This window comes from Granulicatella sp. HMSC30F09 (genome assembly GCF_001806915.1).
GTDB lineage: Bacteria > Bacillota > Bacilli > Lactobacillales > Aerococcaceae > Granulicatella > Granulicatella adiacens.
Genome location: NZ_KV786427.1, coordinates 81,044 through 100,603 on the forward strand (window position 1 = coordinate 81,044; position 19,560 = coordinate 100,603).

14 protein-coding genes are annotated in these 19,560 nt (G+C 38.2%); 12 read left to right on the forward strand and 2 right to left on the reverse strand.

The window, feature by feature from the left end:
• The first annotated feature begins 354 nt into the window (after positions 1 to 354).
• Positions 355 to 1,149: a DUF1189 family protein gene (locus tag HMPREF3103_RS05605; RefSeq protein WP_005606788.1), complete on the forward strand. Its 795-nt coding sequence runs from the start codon at positions 355 to 357 to the stop codon at positions 1,147 to 1,149.
• A 297-nt stretch (positions 1,150 to 1,446) separates the two neighbouring features.
• Here the strand turns inward: HMPREF3103_RS05605 and HMPREF3103_RS05610 are convergent, their stop codons facing one another.
• Entirely contained in the window at positions 1,447 to 2,751 is a 1,305-nt protein-coding gene (locus HMPREF3103_RS05610) for a DEAD/DEAH box helicase (protein WP_070438095.1), read from the reverse strand.
• A gap of 176 nt (positions 2,752 to 2,927) precedes the next feature.
• Between HMPREF3103_RS05610 and HMPREF3103_RS05615 the strand changes: the two genes are divergently transcribed.
• On the forward strand, positions 2,928 to 3,536 hold the full coding sequence (locus HMPREF3103_RS05615; RefSeq protein WP_070438099.1) for a superoxide dismutase: 609 nt from the start codon (positions 2,928 to 2,930) through the stop codon (positions 3,534 to 3,536).
• A gap of 26 nt (positions 3,537 to 3,562) precedes the next feature.
• On the opposite strand, the gene HMPREF3103_RS05620 is transcribed toward HMPREF3103_RS05615, so the two are convergent.
• The gene (locus HMPREF3103_RS05620; RefSeq protein ID WP_083278745.1) at positions 3,563 to 6,193 is read right to left on the reverse strand and encodes a YfhO family protein; all 2,631 of its coding nucleotides are present in this window, start codon (positions 6,191 to 6,193) and stop codon (positions 3,563 to 3,565) included.
• A gap of 140 nt (positions 6,194 to 6,333) precedes the next feature.
• On the opposite strand from HMPREF3103_RS05620, the gene HMPREF3103_RS05625 reads away from it, so the two are divergent.
• From HMPREF3103_RS05625 to HMPREF3103_RS05670, 10 genes are all read left to right on the forward strand, one after another.
• A complete protein-coding gene (locus HMPREF3103_RS05625) occupies positions 6,334 to 8,457 on the forward strand; it encodes a peptidoglycan D,D-transpeptidase FtsI family protein (protein ID WP_246826961.1) in 2,124 nt (707 codons plus the stop codon).
• 111 nt (positions 8,458 to 8,568) lie between these two features.
• Positions 8,569 to 9,111, forward strand: a complete 543-nt coding sequence (locus HMPREF3103_RS05630; protein WP_070438108.1) for an NUDIX domain-containing protein — start codon at positions 8,569 to 8,571, stop codon at positions 9,109 to 9,111.
• Positions 9,112 to 9,114: 3 nt separating this feature from the next.
• A complete protein-coding gene (locus tag HMPREF3103_RS05635) occupies positions 9,115 to 9,396 on the forward strand; it encodes a hypothetical protein (protein WP_005606775.1) in 282 nt (93 codons plus the stop codon).
• A 324-nt stretch (positions 9,397 to 9,720) separates the two neighbouring features.
• Complete coding sequence (gene pheS / locus HMPREF3103_RS05640) at positions 9,721 to 10,776, forward strand: phenylalanine--tRNA ligase subunit alpha (RefSeq protein WP_070438112.1); 1,056 nt, start codon at positions 9,721 to 9,723, stop codon at positions 10,774 to 10,776.
• A gap of 13 nt (positions 10,777 to 10,789) precedes the next feature.
• A complete protein-coding gene (gene pheT / locus HMPREF3103_RS05645) occupies positions 10,790 to 13,210 on the forward strand; it encodes a phenylalanine--tRNA ligase subunit beta (protein ID WP_070438115.1) in 2,421 nt (806 codons plus the stop codon).
• 1,077 nt (positions 13,211 to 14,287) lie between these two features.
• On the forward strand, positions 14,288 to 15,124 hold the full coding sequence (locus tag HMPREF3103_RS05650) for an ABC transporter permease (RefSeq protein ID WP_070438118.1): 837 nt from the start codon (positions 14,288 to 14,290) through the stop codon (positions 15,122 to 15,124).
• Positions 15,117 to 15,896, forward strand: coding sequence for an ABC transporter permease (locus tag HMPREF3103_RS05655; RefSeq protein ID WP_070438121.1), 780 nt, complete (start codon positions 15,117 to 15,119; stop codon positions 15,894 to 15,896). The genes HMPREF3103_RS05650 and HMPREF3103_RS05655 overlap by 8 nt, the downstream gene beginning before the upstream one ends.
• Before the next feature lie 10 nt (positions 15,897 to 15,906).
• Entirely contained in the window at positions 15,907 to 16,929 is a 1,023-nt protein-coding gene (locus HMPREF3103_RS05660) for an ABC transporter ATP-binding protein (protein WP_070438124.1), read from the forward strand.
• A gap of 27 nt (positions 16,930 to 16,956) precedes the next feature.
• Positions 16,957 to 18,042: an ABC transporter substrate-binding protein gene (locus HMPREF3103_RS05665; RefSeq protein WP_070438127.1), complete on the forward strand. Its 1,086-nt coding sequence runs from the start codon at positions 16,957 to 16,959 to the stop codon at positions 18,040 to 18,042.
• A gap of 157 nt (positions 18,043 to 18,199) precedes the next feature.
• Positions 18,200 to 19,534, forward strand: a complete 1,335-nt coding sequence (locus HMPREF3103_RS05670; RefSeq protein WP_070438130.1) for an amidohydrolase — start codon at positions 18,200 to 18,202, stop codon at positions 19,532 to 19,534.
• Positions 19,535 to 19,560: the final 26 nt, after the last annotated feature.

The window sequence follows — 19,560 nt, forward strand, 5'->3', positions numbered from 1 at the left end:
CCTAGTCTTTTTTTGTTCTATAAAAAGTGTAGAAAGCACAATTATTCCCATCTTCAAAAGCGAAGAAAAGCTTCTAAAGGAATTCCTAAAAAAACGTGGATTTCTTATAGTAGCAGTAACGTGAAGAACATCGAAAGTGAATTATGCGGAGTAGGGATAAATCCCGTACTCCGCGTTTGAATCTTCGAAGGTGAGAGACAGAATGGCTCGAACCGGTGTAACGTTACCGCTACTATAAAAAGAAATCCGTAAGGATTTTTAGGAATAGTCATAGAAGCAATTCCTTCGCTCAACCTTGTTTTCTTGAAATGGCTGCTTTTTTTCTGTAAACTGTTTTCTATATAGGAGGCGCACATGACGATTAAAGAATTTATTCGACTTAGTTTATTAAAACCTAATAAAATTTGGACTATTTTACAAAATCCATTGAAAAAGATAAAAGGAATTTTTTTCTTGTTGGTCCTTATCATTTCCATTCCGAATTTTCTTCGAGCAAATGAATTTATTGGAAAAATTGCGGAGAATATAAAAGTAGTAGAACAAAAATTTCCTGAACTTTCAGTAAAGGATGGAAAATTAGTTGCGGATCAACAATCTGGTTTCTTGTATCGTTCGGACGCCTTTAATGTGTTGTTTGATCCAACTGGAAAATCTACAGATAATGATGTTAGTGCGGAATCTAACCAAGGAATTCCAACTATTGCATTTCTACAAGATCATATGGCCTTAGATACAGTCTTAAATTCAGCAAAAATTTCTTATAGTGATATTGGTGAGTTAAACAAAGAGATGATTCATCAGTATATCCAAGAGTTTAATGCGAATCTGTGGATGGTATTATTGGGTGTCATGTTATTCATGTTTGTATACAACAGCTTATTATTATACGTAATATTGATTATTGTAGGCTTTATTGTTCGATTGTTTGCAGCTTTATTTATGGGGGCTTGGATTCAAATGCCAACCTCCGTTTCGAAGCAATTAACGATGGCAGCAGCCTTTCTTCCAGCTGTTTTGTATAGTTTGATTGCCATTTTAGGAGTTGGAGGAGGAATCAGTATTTTCTATTACTTATTAGTAACAACAACTTTTAACTGGCTTCTCGGAATGAAAGAATTTATTGATATAGAAAGTAAAAAGAAACAGTAACTTAAAAACCACCTAGAAACTAATTTTAGTTTCTAGGTGGTTTTCTTTTGATAAAATCTATAAAATAAATAGCAGAGACTGAAGAATAGATTACGAAGAATCATTCGGATTCTATAATCGCAGTAGTGGGGGATAGTATCAAAAGTGAATTAAAGGGAGTTAGGAATGGATTCCTTACTCCCTTTTTGAAGCTTTGAAGGTGAGAGACCTTAGGCTCGAACCGGTACCCCATTACAGCGATTATAGAAAAATCCGAAAGGATTCGAAGTAATCTGATAGTAAGGAAAGTAATCTGTACTATTTATTTTTTGTACGATTTTGTCTGCGCTGTTTTTGACGGATTTCCTGCCCGAGTTTTTTCTTATAGCCAGGTTTTACTTTTTTCTTCGCCTTCTTAATCATCCCTTTGAGGCGTGGATCCAAGTCTTTTGATTGCGTGTTTTTACGTTTCTCGCGACGAGAGCGGTCATAACTTTCGACAAGCTCGCCATTTTTTAATTCAACCGTTTCAAAAGAAATGCCTTTTCCTTCTAATGTTTGGATGGCCTGTTCTTGATCTGGTGTGTAGAAGGTGATGGCTGTTCCTTCAAGACCATTACGTCCTGTACGACCCACACGGTGAATGAAGAATTCTAATTCGCTAGGAATTTCTAAGTTAATTACGTGAGAAACACCTTCGATATCAATCCCACGTGCAGCAAGGTCGGTTGCCACTACGAATTGATAATCCATTTGTTGAATTTGTTTCATCACACGGCGACGTTCTCTTGAAGGAATATCTCCGTGAATCGTTGCTACTTTGAAGTTATGATTGCGGAGGTCTTTTGTCACTTCATCTGCTTTTTGCTTCGTATTTACGAAAATAAGCACGAGGTAAGGGTGACCCATCACCAGTAATTGACGAAGAACATCCATTGGATTTTGAGCCTTTGTCACAAGCAATTGGTTTTTAATCGTTGGTGAAACGAGTTGTGTATTCTCGATTTGAATCACCTTTGGATTGCCCAAGTATTTCTTCAAGAATGGTTTAATCTTATCTGGAATTGTTGCAGAGAAAACGGACATTTGTAAGTTTTCTGGCATACGAGATGCGATCTCATCGACGGTTTCTAAGAATCCTAAGTCAAATGTCATATCCGCTTCATCTACGACCATCATTTGGACCGTTTGAACGAAGAGGGCATTCTCTTGCATTAAGTCGAAAATACGACCTGGTGTCCCAATCACGATATGTGGTTGCGTTTGAGTGAGTTTTGCCACTTGGCGTTTTTTATCTGTACCACCTATACATTTTTCTAATAAAATTTCTGTATCACTAAAGGTAATGAGTTGGGCTGCAACAGCGGTTAATTGTTCTGCGAGTTCACGACTCGGAACTGTAATCACTAATTGTAATTCTTGACGGCTAGGGTCAATTTTGTTGATGAGTGGTAATAGGAAACTATGGCTCTTTCCACTACCCGTTTGAGATTGACCAATCACAGATTCTCCTTTTAATAAAAGAGGGATGATGCGTTCTTGAATAGGTGTTGGTTGTGTAAATTTTAAGTCAGCCAAGGCTTTTTGCAAATAAGGCTGTAATGCGTAATCTGTAAATTTCATGTTTTCATCTCTTTTCTTTCTCTATGTAGCGGGATTATTATACCATAAATTGAAGATTAAAGCTGGAATTGGGAGAGTGGGCATAATTTTTGCCTATCGTGTTTAGGGGATGGTATGATAACTAAAGAAAGAAACAGTTTTCAAAACTGTATTTAAAAATTAGGAGGAATCTAGTAATGACTTACGAATTACCAAAATTAGAATACGCATTTGACGCATTAGAACCACATTTTGATGCACGTACAATGGAGATTCACCATGACAAACATCACAATGCATATGTTACAAATTTAAACGCAGCGGTAGAAAAACACCCTGAGTTATTTGACAAAACAGTTGAAGAATTAATTAACGATTTAAACGCTGTTCCAGAAGATATCCGTGTAGCTGTTCGCAACAATGGTGGTGGACATGCAAACCACAGCTTATTCTGGACTCAATTATCTCTTGATGGTGCAAAAGCTCCAGAAGGTGCTTTATTAGCAGCTATCAATGAAGCGTTCGGAAGCTTCGACGAATTCAAAAAAGTGTTTGCTCAAGCAGCAGCAACTCGCTTTGGTTCAGGTTGGGCTTGGTTAGTCCTTTCTAACGGAAAATTAGAAGTCGTTTCTACTCCAAACCAAGATAGCCCACTATCAGAAGGTAAAACTCCATTACTAGGCTTAGATGTATGGGAACATGCATACTACTTAAACTACCAAAACCGTCGTCCAGACTACATTTCAGCATTCTGGAATGTTGTAAACTGGGATGAAGTAGCTCGTCGTTTCGAAGCTGCTAAATAATCTATAAAAACGAAGACCGATGTCTCCTATGAGGCATCGGTCTTTTTGCGTCTGTTTAACAAAATAAGAATAATAAATACGATAGAAGCAAAGCTAATCATCGAACCTTCAATCAGATAAGGAGTCGTGTAATGATATTCGACAGAATGTTTTCCTGGGGAAATACTAAATCCAAGAAGAGAATCGAGGATTTTATAAGTTTCTACAGGTTGACCATCTACACGAACCATCCATCCAATTGAATATGGAATCGTCGTTAAAACAGTACTTTCTTCTTCTACCGTCATCGTTCCAGAAAAATGGGTAGAGGAGAAGGTATCTATTTTTAATTCTTGAGCTTTCGTTTGTTGAATTCTATCTTGTAATAATGTTTCATTTAAGGAATAAAGATTCAATCTTGTAAATGAAAATTGATCTTTTTGAATCGTGAACTCTATCGTTTGAGGAATTCCTTTTTTCTTGGAAGCAATACTTAAAAGAACGGGTCTTGATTCAACAGGATAAAAGAAATACTCTTTTCCATTTAGGGTCATCGTGAAACTATCTTCTTCCATATTTCCCGCTAATTCTAAATAGATAGGATCATCGGTTTCTGGAGTGAAGGTTAATGTAATGCTCCCTTTTTCTTCACTATTTTCCAACTGTATCGTTTGGTGAGCGAAAGGGCGACCTTTAATATTACTGTAAGCCATTTGAGAAGGAATTCTCGTGAAAATATCCTTTGGTGAATGGGTTCCTGAAAGAGCATTGGATAATTGGTTTTGCATGACAACCGGCTGATTGACGGGGACTTTCATCGCTTTTAATATGGGTTTCATTGGATAAGCAATAGAAAGAACATTGTCATTTTGAACAACAGTACCTTCTTCAAATCGCTGTATAACCTCCATCGTTTCTAAATCTTTTCTTTCCCATCGATGATTATAAGAAGCCTGATCATTTGCGATAAAAGTTGTTTTAATCGCAAGGAGGGCATCCGTTAATAAAGTTCCATTACTATAACTAACAAAGGCAACTCCTTGCCGAACTCCGATAGCTTCAAAGAAACGTTCACTTTCTTTTTCAAAGGTAGATGAAAAATGAGAGATACCGTAAGTAGGGACTTGAAGACTATCGTTTTTTGAACGCGCAATTGTTTTTTCACTTCTAAAGAACGTGTTGTCAGGCGCCGATAGAGATTGGCTCCAAAGCTCTAAAGAGGCTTGATAGTTAGTGAATTCTGAATTCATCACATATCCCAGTCTAGCTAAGTTAATTCCACTATTCAACACAAGTTCAATGAGAACTAAACTAATCCATAACCTACGAGAACGCATGTGGGCTCTCGTTTGAGCGATTAGTCCGTAGAGGATGCCCATTGAAATTCCAAACCCTAGAACGATTTGCCAAGATTGAAGGTAGGATTGGGGATAAAGGATAAAACCAATACTGATGCTAAGCATAAAAAAGAAAAATGTAAAAGCTTCAAACATCGAAATCTTTGAGGACTTCAATGTTTGTTGATACCCGATGTAAACAATCCAGAAACTAAACAAAAATGAGAAACGGTAAGGATACCAATTCGGAAGTTGACCAGCATGCCAAATTCGATCTAAGAAATCGATATTAAAACTCAATAAGAAGAAGAGAGTAATGAGTAAGGCGGTAATTTTTTCAGCGAGTCTAATTTTCTTATGAGTAAAATAGTTAAAAAAGGAAAAGAGTGCCAAGCTTCCAACAAAAATATTTGGGTATCCTTTAGGCATTTGTTGAAAGTCAAAACTACCGATAAATAATTTCGATAGTATTAACAAAGGATTATATTCAGACTTCATAGACCAGAGGCTTTGCTTTGCTGCACCTTTACTTCCAAGTAAACTATATGCACTTGGCAATAGAATAATCATAATGAGCCCAATCGCTAATATACTGTATAGAGCAAAACGAGCTCCCGTTTTAAGAAAATCCTTCCATTGAAACCTTCCTTTTTGAAGCAAGTAAGCATAAGGAAAATAAAACACTAAAAAGAGGCAAATCATATATCCTGTATAATAATTGGCCAAAACGGTGATTGCCAAAGGAAGAATATAACGAATTGGATTTTTATTGTTGATAAGCGAGTCGACCCCTAATAAAATAAGTGGAAGACCAATCAAGGCATCTAGCCACATAATATTGAGTTGGTTGACGGAAAGATAACTCATAAATCCATAAGAGAGTGAAAATAGGAGTGCATTCATATTTCTTCCCCCAAATTTCTTATCTAAAAAATAGGCAAAGCTGACCGTGCAAAAAATGAGTTTCAAGAAAATCAAAAGTGAAACTCCCATTGTAATGTATGATTTTGGAATCATGAGAAATATCAAGTTAAAAGGACTAAATAAATAATAAGACCATAAGCTTACCATTTCTCCACCAATGGATTTGGAAAAGCTGTAAAAAAACTGTTCAGGATGGTGTAATAGAGTATCCTGATAATAAGCAAAGAAATCGACGTATTGTTGACCCAAATCGACGGTCAGCCAGGTACGATTTCCAAAAGGAGTCATTGAAAAAAGAATAAATATAAAAAGTAGAAGGAATACGGGGATTAAAATACTAAGGCTATAGTATTTTCTTTTATTCCAATTGCTTTTAGATTTCATAGGGACCTCCTTAGTTGTATTCAATGATAGCATAGCACGTTCTTAGATTTGCTGCACGAAAAATTTGGTGAGAAGACCAAAATCTTAGTATTTTATTAACCCCTTTTTATATAGTTCAAAAGGGAATTTATGGTATACTGTTATGAGTTACTAGAATATGCATGGAGTTTATTATGTTGAATAAAAGAAAATCGAAAAACAAAAAGAAAAAATCACATATTCCATTTCGTTTAAATTTATTATTTTTAATAGTATTCTTTTCATTTATTGCGTTGATTAGCCGTTTGGCATATGTTCAATTGGTTAAAGGGGATGAATTTGTTGCTCTCGTTCAACGAACTGAAACAACCACTTCCAAAAAAGCTGTTCCACGAGGATCTATCTATGATAGCCAAGGTCGAGTTTTAGTAGGGAACAAGCCTAAATTATCGATTAACTATACAAGACCTGCAGATGCGAAAGCCTCAAAAATGTTAGAAATCGCCAAAAAATTAACCTCATTGATTTCAGTCGATACTTCTGAATTAAAAGAGCGTGATTTGAAAGATTATTGGGTAGCTTTAAATCCTGACAAGTTAGATGGATTACTGACGGCTGAAGAAAAGAAACAAATTTCAAAAGAAAACCTCTCTTCAAGTCAAACGTATGAGATGCAATTAGCTCATATTCCTTCAGATGAGTTAAACTATAGTGAAGCTGAAAAACAAGTGATTGCTATTTTCACAAAGATGAATAGTGCTTATTCTCTTTCAACTGTTACGCTCAAAAATGAAGGAGTAACCGAACAAGAAGTCGCAAAAATCAGTGAACGATTAGGCGAGCTTCGTGGCGTGGATATTGATTCTGATTGGGACCGTGAGTATCCAATGGGGGATATGTTAAAAACAATCCTTGGAACGGTTTCCTCTGAAAAAACAGGGCTACCTTCTTCAAAAGTAAAATCATTACTTGCTCAAGGCTATTCACTCAATGATCGTGTCGGAACGAGTTATTTAGAAGAACAGTATGAGAATGTTTTAAGTGGTTCTAAGACTGTCGTTCAATCTCAAACGAATACAAAAGGTCAAGTCATCAAAAATAACGAAACTTATCCAGGGAAAGCAGGTTCCAATTTAGTATTAACCATTGATACTGAGTTCCAGAAAAAAATAGAAGAAATTGCTAAAACTTCTGTTGAAGAAATGACGGATCCGGCTGCTGATCGTGTGTATATCGTGGTAATGAATCCAAAGAATGGAGACGTTCTAGGAATTACGGGTAAGAAAAAGAAATTTGATGGGAATTTCCAATCCAATGGAGTGGAAGACGATGCTTTAGGAGCGATTAACAACTCATTTGGAATGGGGTCAGTAGTTAAACCAGCGACGGTTCTATCGGGTTATATGGATGGAGCATTGACGCTTGAAGATAATAAAATAGTCGATGAACCGATTGAATTTGAAGCTTCTAAACCGAAGAGTTCATGGTTTAATCGCAATGGACAAATTGAATTAACAGATTTAGATGCATTGGAACGCTCTTCAAACGTATATATGATTAAATTAGCGATGAAAATGGGCGGACAAGCAGAATACGTGAAGGGTGGAAAATTGAATATCAATTTAAGCCTATTTGATAAATTACGTGAGTATTATGCTCAGTTTGGTTTGGGTGTAAGAACCGGAATTGATCTTCCAAATGAAGGAAAAGGATATAATGGTGGAACAGCCGATGCCTTTTCTGCACTTGACTTTGCGTTCGGTCAGTTTGACTTATATACACCGCTTCAATTAGCTCAATATATGTCGACCATTGCCAATGGAGGAACACGTATTGCTCCTCGTTTAGTGAAAGAAATTCATGAAACGAGCCCTAAAGGTGGAATTGGGAATCTTGAAGATGTCATTCCAACCAAAATTATGAATACCCTTCAAGTCGAAAAGAAAATTCTAGATCATATTAAAGAAGGGTTATACCGTGTTACTCATGGGGAGAACGGAACATCTGCTTCTACTTTCAAAAATTACTCTCCTGAAGTGGCTGGTAAAACAGGGACTACAGAAGCATTCTATTCTGGGCCAAATCCTGCTTATAAGAATGAGGCTGTAGAAAACTCAACATTCATTTCATACGCTCCGTATGATAATCCTGAAATTGTTGTGTCTGTAGTAGCACCATACTTTAAAGATGGATCGCCATCAGATTATGCTGCTAAAATTGCTAAAAAAGTGTATGAAGCTTATTTTGGTAAAAAAAGTAATTCTGAAACCAATGCTGCAACAGTAAATACACAAGTACAACAAAATAACAGACAATAATTCGAAAATGAGTGATAGTTTTATCACTCATTTTTTGTCTTTAAAGTTTAGTAAAATCGATTGTTGAAATGCTTAAAACCAATTATAATAAAGCAAAATGGAGGCGAAATTATGGATTTTACAGAAAAAACAATTCAAAGAGATATTAAATATTCAGGACGTATTTTTACAGTAACACAAGATATCGTAGAGCTACCGAATGGGAAAACTTCTACGCGAGACCTCGTATTTCATACGGGAGCAGTAGCAGTACTCGTGATTCGTGACGGAAAGATGCTACTCGTTCGTCAATATAGAAAACCATTAGAAATGCACTTCTTGGAAATTCCAGCAGGGAAATTAGACGGGAAGGAAGAAGTGCCTCTAGAAGCCGCAAAACGTGAATTAGAAGAAGAAACAAACCTAGTTGCCGAAGAATGGGTGAAGATGATGGAAATGGTCTCTACTCCTGGATTCTGCGATGAGAAAATTACATTATTCCAAGCAAAAAATGTGACGGTCAAAGAAAATGCGAAACCAGCAGACGAAGATGAATTTGTTGAAATCTTATGGATGCCACTCGAAGAAGTGATGCAAAAAATCCAAACGGGTGAAATTGCGGATGCGAAGACGATTATTGCAGCACAGTATGCTTGGATGCATAAAGGAGAATAATCAATGCCAAATGAACCTTTATTAACGAGAAAATCGTATAAAGAACAATTAGAAAAACAGAATCGAGAGTTAGAAGAACTTGAAACTAGGCAAGAGCGAAGAGACAGTCGTGGACGTTCTTATGAAAAGGAGGAAGAGTTGTACGCTGAACGCGAGGAAGAAGCTTCACAAGTACACCGCACGCCAAAATCAGGACTTAGAAGATACAATCATTTTCTAAATGTATGGCTGGTTTCTGTCATTGTGATTTTAATCATTGTGATTGCGATTCAAATGTTCTTTTAAACCAACTAAGATTAGTTTTTCTTTTCATTTTGAAGCCATTATGATAGGATAAAGCATATATAGAAAACACATTGATGGAAAAGGGTTTTTAACAAAGCTTTTCAGGGAGGAAGATCCTGACTGCAAGTCTTCCAAGTCACGTTTCAAACTTTTCACTTCCGGAGTGACCATTGGGATTCACTGATGAATAATGGTTCGGGTCGCCCCCGTTAACAGCGTCCAAGTGTCTTGAGCCTGTCTCAAGGAACAAGGGTGGTACCGCGAAATTTCGTCCCTTATAGTCTATTGGCTATAAGGGATTTTTATTTTAAAAGGAGGAATACAATGAATTTAGAAGAAATGAAAGTTCAGTTTGATGCGATTCGTAAAGATGTACTTGCTTCTTTAGAAGAAGTAAAAACATTAAAAGAGCTCGATCAAATTCGTGTACAACAATTAGGGAAAAAAGGACCAATCACAGAAGTTCTTAAAAACATTAAAAACTTAGCCAACGAAGAGAAACCAAAAGTGGGGGCTCTTGCCAATGAATTACGTTCTGTCTTAGAAGAAAAAATCGCTTCAGTTAAAGAAGTATTAGAGGCAAAAGCGTTAGAAGAAGCGTTGCAATCTGAAACGATCGACGTCACAATGCCAGGTCGTCCAGTAGAACGTGGAACTGCGCATGTATTAGCGCACGTTCAAGACCAAGTGGAAGATTTCTTCATCGGCCTTGGATACCAAGTCGTAGAAGGCCCAGAAGTGGAATCAGACCACTATAACTTTGAGATGATGAACTTGCCAAAAGATCACCCAGCGCGTGATATGCAAGATACATTCTACATCACTCCTGAGTACTTACTTCGTACACAAACTTCTCCAGTACAAGCTCGTACAATGGAGAAACATGACTTTACAAAAGGCCCATTGAAGATGTTAAGTCCGGGTCGTGTATTCCGTCGTGATAACGATGATGCGACTCACTCACATCAGTTCTATCAAATCGAAGGTCTTGTGATCGATAAACACATTACGATGTCAGACTTAAAAGGAACTCTTGCCGCATTTGCTAAAGAAATGTTCGGGGAAGACCGTGAAGTGCGTCTTCGCCCAAGTTACTTCCCATTCACGGAGCCATCTCTAGAAGTGGATATTAGCTGCTTCAAATGCGGTGGAGAAGGCTGTTCTGTATGTAAAGGAACAGGTTGGATTGAAGTATTAGGTAGTGGTATGGTGCATCCAAACGTCCTTGAAGCTGCTGGTGTGGATTCAAGTGTTTACGGTGGATTTGCCTTTGGGTTAGGTCAAGACCGTATCGCAATGTTGAAATATGGGATAGAAGATATTCGTTCATTATATACAAACGATGTGCGTTTCTTAAGCCAATTTACGAAAGAATCATAAGAGGAGGAAGAACATGAAATTATCATATGAATGGTTAAATGAATATATTGATTTATCACAAATCACTCCTCAAGAATTAGGAGAAAAAATGTCTCGTACAGGGATCGAAGTTGATAGCGTAACGGTTCCAGGCGAAGGCTTAAAAGGACTAGTGGTTGGTTTAGCAACAGAAGTGGTTGACCATCCAGATTCAGACCACTTACATGTTGTCACGGTAGAAGTAGGACAAGACGAGCCTCTTCAAATCGTGTGTGGCGCTCCAAACATCGCAGCAGGCCAAAAGATTATTGTGGCGACTCACGGAGCACGCATTGCTGGCGGTCATAAAATTAAACGTGGGAAATTACGTGGTGTAGAATCTCAAGGAATGATTTGTTCCTTACAAGAAATCTGTGTGCCAAGTAACTTAGTACCAAAAGAATATGAAGATGGGATTTACGTCTTCACAGATGACAGCATTGAAGTAGGAAGTGACGCAGTTTGTGCCTTAGCGCTTGATTCAGCGATTGTGGAACTCGATATCACTGCAAACCGTTCTGACGCTTTAAGCATGCGCGGTTCTGTTCACGAAATCGGTGCGATTTACAACTTGAAGAACAATTTAGAACCAGACGCGTTTGAAAAAGGAACTTCTTCTGAAATTCCAGGCGTTGTCAAAGTTTCTGTAGAAAACGAAGCAGATACTCCTGCATATCACGCATTCTTAATCGAAGGCGTTAAAGTGGCTCCAAGTCCACAATGGATGCAAAACCGTTTAATCGCAGCTGGAGTTCGTCCAATCAATAATCTGGTAGATGTAACAAACTATATTTTAATGGAATACGGTCAACCGCTTCATGCATTTGACTACGATAAATTACCTGAAAAAGCCATCCATGTGCGTCGAGCAACAGAAGGCGAAACATTAGTGACTTTAGATGGGGAAGAACGTACATTAGAAAACGAAATCATGATTACTTCAGGTGGCCAACCAGTCGCATTAGCTGGTGTAATGGGTGGATTAGACACTGAAATCTCAGACGAAACAACAACAGTGTTATTAGAAGCAGCCTTGTTCGATCCTAAAGCAGTTCGACTAGCTTCACAAAAACATAACTTACGTAGCGAATCAAGTGCTCGTTTTGAAAAAGGCATTAACAAAGCGACGATCGTTCAAGCAGGAAAACGTGCTGCAGCATTGATTGCAAAGCTTGGTGGTGGAACAGTGAAAGAGGCATTTGCTTCAGCACAAAGTTATGACTTAGAATTACCAGTTGTGAGCATCACTCTAGAACGCTTAAATCACGTTTTAGGAACAAGCTTAACACTAGATGAAGTGAAACAAGTATTTGCACAATTAGAATATCCAACAACGGTAGAAGGAACACGTTTCGACGTGACAATCCCTGCATGGAGATTTGATATTTCTATCGAAGCAGACTTAGTAGAAGAAGTGGGACGTATTTACGGATACGATAAAATTCCTGCGACATTACCAACAACTGAAAGTACAGTAGGTGGCTTAACGGATAAACAACGCTTCATCCGTTACACTCGTCAATTCATGCAAGGAGCTGGACTTTCACAAGCATACACTTACGCATTAACAACTCCAGAAAAATCAAAATGGTTTACGAAGAAAGACGCAACAAGCGTGAGTTTAAGCTGGCCAATGAGTGAAGATCGTAGTGAATTACGTCAATCACTATTACCAAGTTTATTAGAAGCCGTTCAATACAACGTGGCTCGTTCACAAAACAACGTGAAATTATTTGAAGCAGGCAGTGTGTTCAAACTAGGAGCTGCTGGAAGTGAAGATTTCATCGAAAACGAGGTCATCGCGGGTATTTTAACAGGAGACGTGACAAGTGCAAACTGGAACCATAAAGCAGAGAAAGTGGATTTCTATGTGGTAAAAGGAATTCTAGAAGCGTACTTCGCACAATTAGACTGCTTAGACCGTGTACGTTTCGAGCCTTTAACAGATATTGAAGAATTACACCCAGGACAATCAGCACGTATTCTTTTAGACGGAGAAGTGATTGGTTTAATCGGTAAAGTTCATCCAACGGTTCAAAAAGCATTAGACTTACAAGACACATTCGTCTTCGAGTTAGATGTGGAACCATTACTTGCAGCTAACTTACAAGAAGCAGTGATTCAATCGGTTGCGAAATATCCAAGTATGACACGCGATATCGCGATCTTAGCACCAACTTCATTAACACATGCTGAGTTAGTGGATGTGATCCGTGCAAATGCTGGTGAGTTCTTATCAAAAGTAACGTTATTCGACGTTTATAAAGGGGAACATGTGCCAGAAGGATTCCAATCATTAGCGTATTCATTATTGTTTGTGAACCGCAATGCGACGTTGGAGGAAGACGTTATTAAGTCCGCCATGACTCGCGTAGAAGAAGCATTAGTGGCTTTAGACAACGTATCTATTCGATAAAATAAAGTAAGTACGAAGATTATTTTATGTAGTACTATAAAAACTTAGATTACCTTCGGTTATCTTCATAATAACGACAATAGCTGTACCGGACTGAGCCTTGCGTCTCAGTTCCTACCGAGCCTCAAACGGATGCTAGGAAATAAATTTCTCACATCCGTAATTCGCATCGGTTACTAGTCGCTATTGTTGTTATTATAGAAACCGAGGTAATCTTTGTTTTTATACATAAGATAGCTAATCTTCGTACTTTTTTATTGTGCGAGTTAGTAAAGTAGGAATACTTCTTCTACGCTCGCTAAAAGGAAGGGCAAGGGGTATTGGCTCGAGCCGGCGTCTCTCGCCTTTGAAGCCTCAAAGCCGGGAGTAAGACCAAAGTCAAAAACGGACTCACAGCGTGAGCCCGTTTTGCTTTGTAGTCTTACCCCCGCAAGGCTGATTAGGATTAAGCGAATCACAAGTGATGAAGCTTAATTCAATCAGCTACTGCGTCTAAATCCATAGAGTTTTTTAGTAAGGAAATCATTTCTTCCTCCTGCTAATTCGCTACAAATACACTCGCTATTGTTGTTATTATAGAAACCGAGGTAATCTTTGTTTTTATACATAAGATAGCTAATCTTCGTACTTTTTTATCGTGATAGTTTATAAAGTGCTAATACTGCTTCTACGCTCGTAAAATAAGAAGAGCGAAGGGCACCGGCTCGAGCCGGTGTCTTTCGCCTTTGAAGCCTCAAAGCTGGAGTAGGAAATAAATTTCATACTCCAGCTTATTCGTTTCAATGCTACTCCCACTATTCTTTCAATAAACTGATTCTTTTTTGTAATCCTTGAACTTTAGTAAGTTAGTTTATCTAACCTCAATAATGCTTCTTCTACGCTCGCTAGAGAAGGAGAGACGATGAAATTATCATATATGATAATTTCCATATTTGATAATTATAGATTTAAGTTGGATTTGAACACGAATGAAATAGGAGTTATATAAAATTTTGTTTGGAAATTTTGAAAATCGTATTGAAAAATATTTAAATCAGCCGTATAATATAAGTCTAAAAACGAACAAGGAGATGTGTTATGAAGAAGAACGTTCGATATACGTTGCTCTTTCCTGGGATTGTTCTATTGTGCTTTTTCTTAGTCCTTCCGTTAATAAGTAGTTTACTTCCAACGGTATTCCCAGAAAGCAGTTTTTCTCTGCAACTGTATATTGATTTTTTCAAAGATTCCTATTTTATGGCGGTGTTAGGACGTACGCTTAGTATTTCCTTGATCGTTACTATTTTTTGTGCTGTTTTAGGATTGCCTGCAGCATACGTAATTTCTGGCGTATCGAAGAAATGGAGAGGGATTCTGATTGCATTAACGCTATTCCCACTATTAACCAACTCTGTTATTCGAAGCTTTGCATGGATTACAATTCTTGGTAAAAACGGAGTCATTAATAATCTACTCATGATGTTTAGCGTAATTAACGAGCCGATGTCACTTTTATATACAGATTTCTCGATTATTATTGGTTCAGTTTATTTATTTTTACCGACAATGATTATGACGCTCGTAGGAGTTCTGGAGAATATTGATGATGACCTGCTAGAAGCGGCGGCAACGCTTGGGCTTAGTCCTTTAAAAGGCTTCTTCAAGATTATCTTGCCACTGTCGCTACCAGGGATGATTGTCGGGAGTATTCTTGTGTTTACAGGAACGCTTACTGCTTATACAACACCACAATTATTAGGTGGAAATAAAAAGATGATGCTAGCCACATTGCTATACCAACGCGCGACAACGCTTGGGGATTGGACAAGTGCGAGTGTGATTGCGCTTGTGATGATTGTGATTACATTTGCCGTGATGAAGGCATTGAATCTCTTAGCGAAATCGATGGATAAGAGAGGTGGAGACATTGCGTAAAAATAAATTACTAACGATGATTGCGACTGTTGTCTTTTTATTCCTATTCTTACCACTCGTGATTATCGTGATTACTTCCTTTGGGACAGAAGCGATTATTACTTTCCCGATTAAAGGATTCACCATTGACTGGTATATTATGGCGCTTACGTCAAAAGCCTTTATGTCGAGCTTACAACTCAGCTTATTAGTGGGCGTTGTGGCAACACTTCTAGCTTTAATTATCGGAGTGCCAGCAGCGTACGTATTATCAAGAGACCAATTTAAAGGGAAGAAGTTAATGAAGGATTTCTTCTTATCGCCAACAATGATTCCAGGGATTGTCGTAGGGTATTCTCTCTATCAAATGATTGTTGTGAGTTTTAAATTCCCAATTCTACCGGGATTACTGATTGGGCACTTCCTCATTAGTATCCCATATGTGATTCGTGTCGTTGGCTCTAGTATGGAACAAGTCGATTTGTCGATGGAAGAGGCTGCTTGGACGCTTGGTTGTACGAAGAAGAGAGCCTTTGCAACGGTGCTCTTACCAAATATCACTTCAGGAATTTTCGCGGCGTTCATGCTTTCGTTCGTGAATTCATTTAACAACGTTCCAGTATCGATGTTCTTATCTGGTCCAGGAGTGACCATGCTTCCAACGACTTTATTAAGTTATATGGAATTTAACTACGATCCATCTGTTTCAGCATTATCGGTGATTTTAATGTTTGTAACGATGGGGATTATGATTACGATTGAAAAAACGTTGGGCTTAGCTTCCATTTCATAAGGAGAAAGATATGTCATTTGTAAAATTAACAGATGTAAATATGATTTACGATAATAAACATCATATTTTAAAAGATTTGAATTTATCGATTGAAAAGGGGGAATTAGTGTCCTTGCTCGGTCCGAGTGGTTGTGGGAAAACGACGACGCTTCGTATTGTAGCAGGGCTCCTCAATCAAAACAGTGGAACCTTCGAATTAGACGGTGAGGATATGACAAAAGTGCCTGTCCATCACAGACAATTCGGGATGGTTTTTCAAAGTTACGCATTATTCCCGCATTTAACAGTGGCTGAAAATGTTGCGTTCGGATTGAAAGTGAGAAAAGAAAGTAAGGCAGCGATTGACGAGAAAGTTGCTAAAATGCTTGAAGTGTGCGGCTTAGCAGAACTTGGAGATCGCTATCCAAAACACCTTTCAGGGGGACAAAGACAACGGGTGGCTCTTGCCAGAGCGCTTGTTATTGAACCAAAACTCTTACTACTCGATGAGCCGTTAAGTAATTTGGATGCCAAACTTAGACTTCAAATGCGTCTAGAAATCAAACGCATCCAGCAACAATTCAAGATTACGACTTTATTTGTCACACACGACCAAGAGGAATGTTTCTCTATTTCAGATAAGGTAGCCGTTATGAATAATGGGATTATCGAACAATACAGTACACCTGAAGAAATCTATCAACATCCAACGACGGAGTTCGTCGCTCGCTTTATTGGATTTGAAAACTTCATCAAAGGAACGGTACAAGTCCAAAACTCTGTTCAATTGTCGAATGGACTTGTTCTTGAAACGTTGGAACATGCTAAAGAAGGAGATGTAACAGTAACGATTCGCCCAGACCATATCGAACTCTTAAACGAGGGCGAAGGCGTTCTTCCAGGTGAAATTTTAGTAAGAACCTTTATCGGAAAAGCGTATCAGTATGAAGTGAAAACAGAAATGGGAGTTCTTCTTGTGAATAATCCATCCGTTTTAGAAGTAGGAAGCCAAGTATCCCTATCTTTCCCTAAAAATCATGTCATTGTGTTATAAAATAAAAAAATTAAGGAGTGTACACACATGAAAAAATTAATTGCAGGACTTGCGGTAGCATCGTTATTAGTATTAGCAGGGTGTGGAAATAGCCAAGCAAATTTATCAAAGAATGATTCAACAACAACAGGAGGAGAGGCTTCAAAAGGAGCTTCTACAGAATTAGTTGTTTCAACATTTGGATTAAGCCAAGATATTGTAGAGCGTGACATTATTAAACCTTTTGAAGAGGCAAATGGTGTTAAAGTGACTTTAGAAGTCGGTAATGCTTCTGAACGTTTAACAAAAGTTCAAAGTGGTGGAAGTAACATTGACGTTATCGAATTATCGCAATCAGGTTCTACAAAAGGAACAACAGAAGGATTATTTGAAACGGTGACTGAAAAAGAAATTCCAAATCTTGCTTTATTAACAGATGGGGCTAAAGAAGTGTTCCAAAACGGTGGAGGAATTCCATTCTCTATTAACAGTATTGCGATTGTTTACGATAAAGAAAAATTAGGTCGTGAAATTAAAGACTGGAGCGACTTATGGTCAGAAGATTTAAAAGGAAAAATCGCCATTCCTGATATCACAACAACAGGTGGTCCATTATTCTTATCTATAGCTGCTGATAAAGGCGGAAAAGCCCTCAAAGATGATAAAGGGGAAGCAGCATTCAAAGCACTTGAAGAATTAAAACCAAATATTGTTAAGACATATTCTAAATCTAGTGACTTAGCAAATATGTTCCAAGCAGGGGAAGTAACAGTTGCAGTTGTTGTAGACTTTGCCATTCCAACTGTGAAAAAAGCAAACTCGAATGTGGTATCTGTCGTTCCTGAATCAGGAACGTATGCAAACTACAACACAGTGAATATCGTAAAAAATGCGAAAAACAAAGAGAATGCCTACAAATATGTAAACTTCCGTATTGGAACTGAAAATCAAACTGTGAAAGCTAAATCATTGAGTGAAGCTCCAGTTAATAAAGATGTAAAATTAGCAGATAACGAAGTGAAAACAATGACTTATGGTGATGTTGCAAAACGTGCAAAAACAGTTGATTTCAAACTTGTAAATGAAAACCTTAAAGCTTGGATTGATCAATGGAATAAAATCCTAAACCAATAGAATATTGAATTTTATTTAAGGACATATCAGGAACGAAATAGATGAAGCCGCTAGACGAATGTTAGACTAGTGGCTTTGTTCTTTTAAATTCGAGTTTTGATTGTTCTTATAATGGAATTCAATTACAATATAATAGACAGGAAAGGGAGCGGCAGTAATGAGAATCGGATATAAAAATGCATGGATTTTAACGATGGATGATGCCTTTACAGAGTACCGAAGTGGGTACTTAGTGATGGAGGGGCACTTAATTGTTGAAGTAGGTGCGATGGATCAATTTGAGGAGAAGAAGGCAGATGATTGGATAGATGCACAGGGTGGAATCCTACTTCCTGGATTCGTGAACGCTCATACGCATTGTGGGATGATTCCTTTCCGCTCATTAGGGGATGATTGCCCAGACCGCCTCAGACGCTTCCTATTTCCATTAGAGCAAGAAGTGGTTGACGAACCGTTAATTGCAAAAAGCACGGCCTATGCGATTGCGGAGATGCAGCTAGCAGGCGTAACTGCGATGTGTGATATGTATTATTTTGAAGATGCAGTTGCCAAAGTCGCCAAAGACATGAAGATGCGTTCTCTCGTAGGTGAAACGATTATCAATATGAAGACGCCCGATAGCAGGAATACTGATGATGCCCTAGCATACACCCAAGCGTTTGTTGATAAATGGAAAACAGACGAACTCGTACATCCATTAATTGCCCCTCATGCTCCGAATACAAATACCGAAGAAGTGATGAGAGCGATTCTCGAGTTTGCCAAAGAAAACCAAGTTCCTATTACGCTTCATGTCTCTGAGATGACGTACGAGATGGATTATTTCCGTAAAACTTATAGCCAAACACCAATTGAATTTTTAGAGTCGCTTGGATTTTTCGAAGTGCCGGTTATCTTAGCTCATGGAATTCTGATGACGGAATCAGATGTCGAAATTCTGGCGAACTATCCAACCGTCAGCGTCGTTCATTGCATCGGCGCCAATACGAAGTCTGCAAAAGGAGTCGCACCAATTCGCAGTTTACTAGACCATGGAGTGACGGTTGGACTAGGAACGGACGGCCCAAGTAGCGGTAATACGCTGGATTTATTCACTCAAATGCGAATGGTAGCTAATTTCCATAAAACGCATCTGAAGGATCGTAGCGCGTTTCCAGCAAAAGAAATTGTGTCACTGGCGACAAAAGGTGGAGCAAAAGCACTTGGCCTTGATGAGGAAGTTGGCACACTCGAAATAGGCAAAAAAGCAGATATATTGCTTGTCGAAACGTCCTCAGTGAATATGTTTCCTGTGCATGATGCGTATGCGGCCTTGGTGTATTCTGCCAATGCCTCTAATGTCCAAGATGTATGGATTAATGGGGAAAGAGTCGTGGATAATAAGAAGCTAGTGAACGTAAGTCTAGAAGCACTTAAAAGAGAGTTGAAAGTCGAAATGACAACGTTTGAAGAGCGTGCTGTAGAACTATCGAACCAATTATCATTCAAATAAAGTAAGTACGAAGATTATTTTATGTA

What these genes read in the sequence shown, in the direction of transcription:
- HMPREF3103_RS05605 (WP_005606788.1), top strand. Translation starts at nt 355, where the DNA reads ATGACGATTAAAGAATTTATTCGACTTAGTTTATTAAAACCTAATAAA.
- HMPREF3103_RS05610 (WP_070438095.1), bottom strand. Translation starts at nt 2,751, where the DNA reads ATGAAATTTACAGATTACGCATTACAGCCTTATTTGCAAAAAGCCTTG.
- HMPREF3103_RS05615 (WP_070438099.1), top strand. Translation starts at nt 2,928, where the DNA reads ATGACTTACGAATTACCAAAATTAGAATACGCATTTGACGCATTAGAA.
- HMPREF3103_RS05620 (WP_083278745.1), bottom strand. Translation starts at nt 6,193, where the DNA reads ATGCTATCATTGAATACAACTAAGGAGGTCCCTATGAAATCTAAAAGC.
- HMPREF3103_RS05625 (WP_246826961.1), top strand. Translation starts at nt 6,334, where the DNA reads ATGTTGAATAAAAGAAAATCGAAAAACAAAAAGAAAAAATCACATATT.
- HMPREF3103_RS05630 (WP_070438108.1), top strand. Translation starts at nt 8,569, where the DNA reads ATGGATTTTACAGAAAAAACAATTCAAAGAGATATTAAATATTCAGGA.
- HMPREF3103_RS05635 (WP_005606775.1), top strand. Translation starts at nt 9,115, where the DNA reads ATGCCAAATGAACCTTTATTAACGAGAAAATCGTATAAAGAACAATTA.
- pheS (WP_070438112.1), top strand. Translation starts at nt 9,721, where the DNA reads ATGAATTTAGAAGAAATGAAAGTTCAGTTTGATGCGATTCGTAAAGAT.
- pheT (WP_070438115.1), top strand. Translation starts at nt 10,790, where the DNA reads ATGAAATTATCATATGAATGGTTAAATGAATATATTGATTTATCACAA.
- HMPREF3103_RS05650 (WP_070438118.1), top strand. Translation starts at nt 14,288, where the DNA reads ATGAAGAAGAACGTTCGATATACGTTGCTCTTTCCTGGGATTGTTCTA.
- HMPREF3103_RS05660 (WP_070438124.1), top strand. Translation starts at nt 15,907, where the DNA reads ATGTCATTTGTAAAATTAACAGATGTAAATATGATTTACGATAATAAA.
- HMPREF3103_RS05665 (WP_070438127.1), top strand. Translation starts at nt 16,957, where the DNA reads ATGAAAAAATTAATTGCAGGACTTGCGGTAGCATCGTTATTAGTATTA.
- HMPREF3103_RS05670 (WP_070438130.1), top strand. Translation starts at nt 18,200, where the DNA reads ATGAGAATCGGATATAAAAATGCATGGATTTTAACGATGGATGATGCC.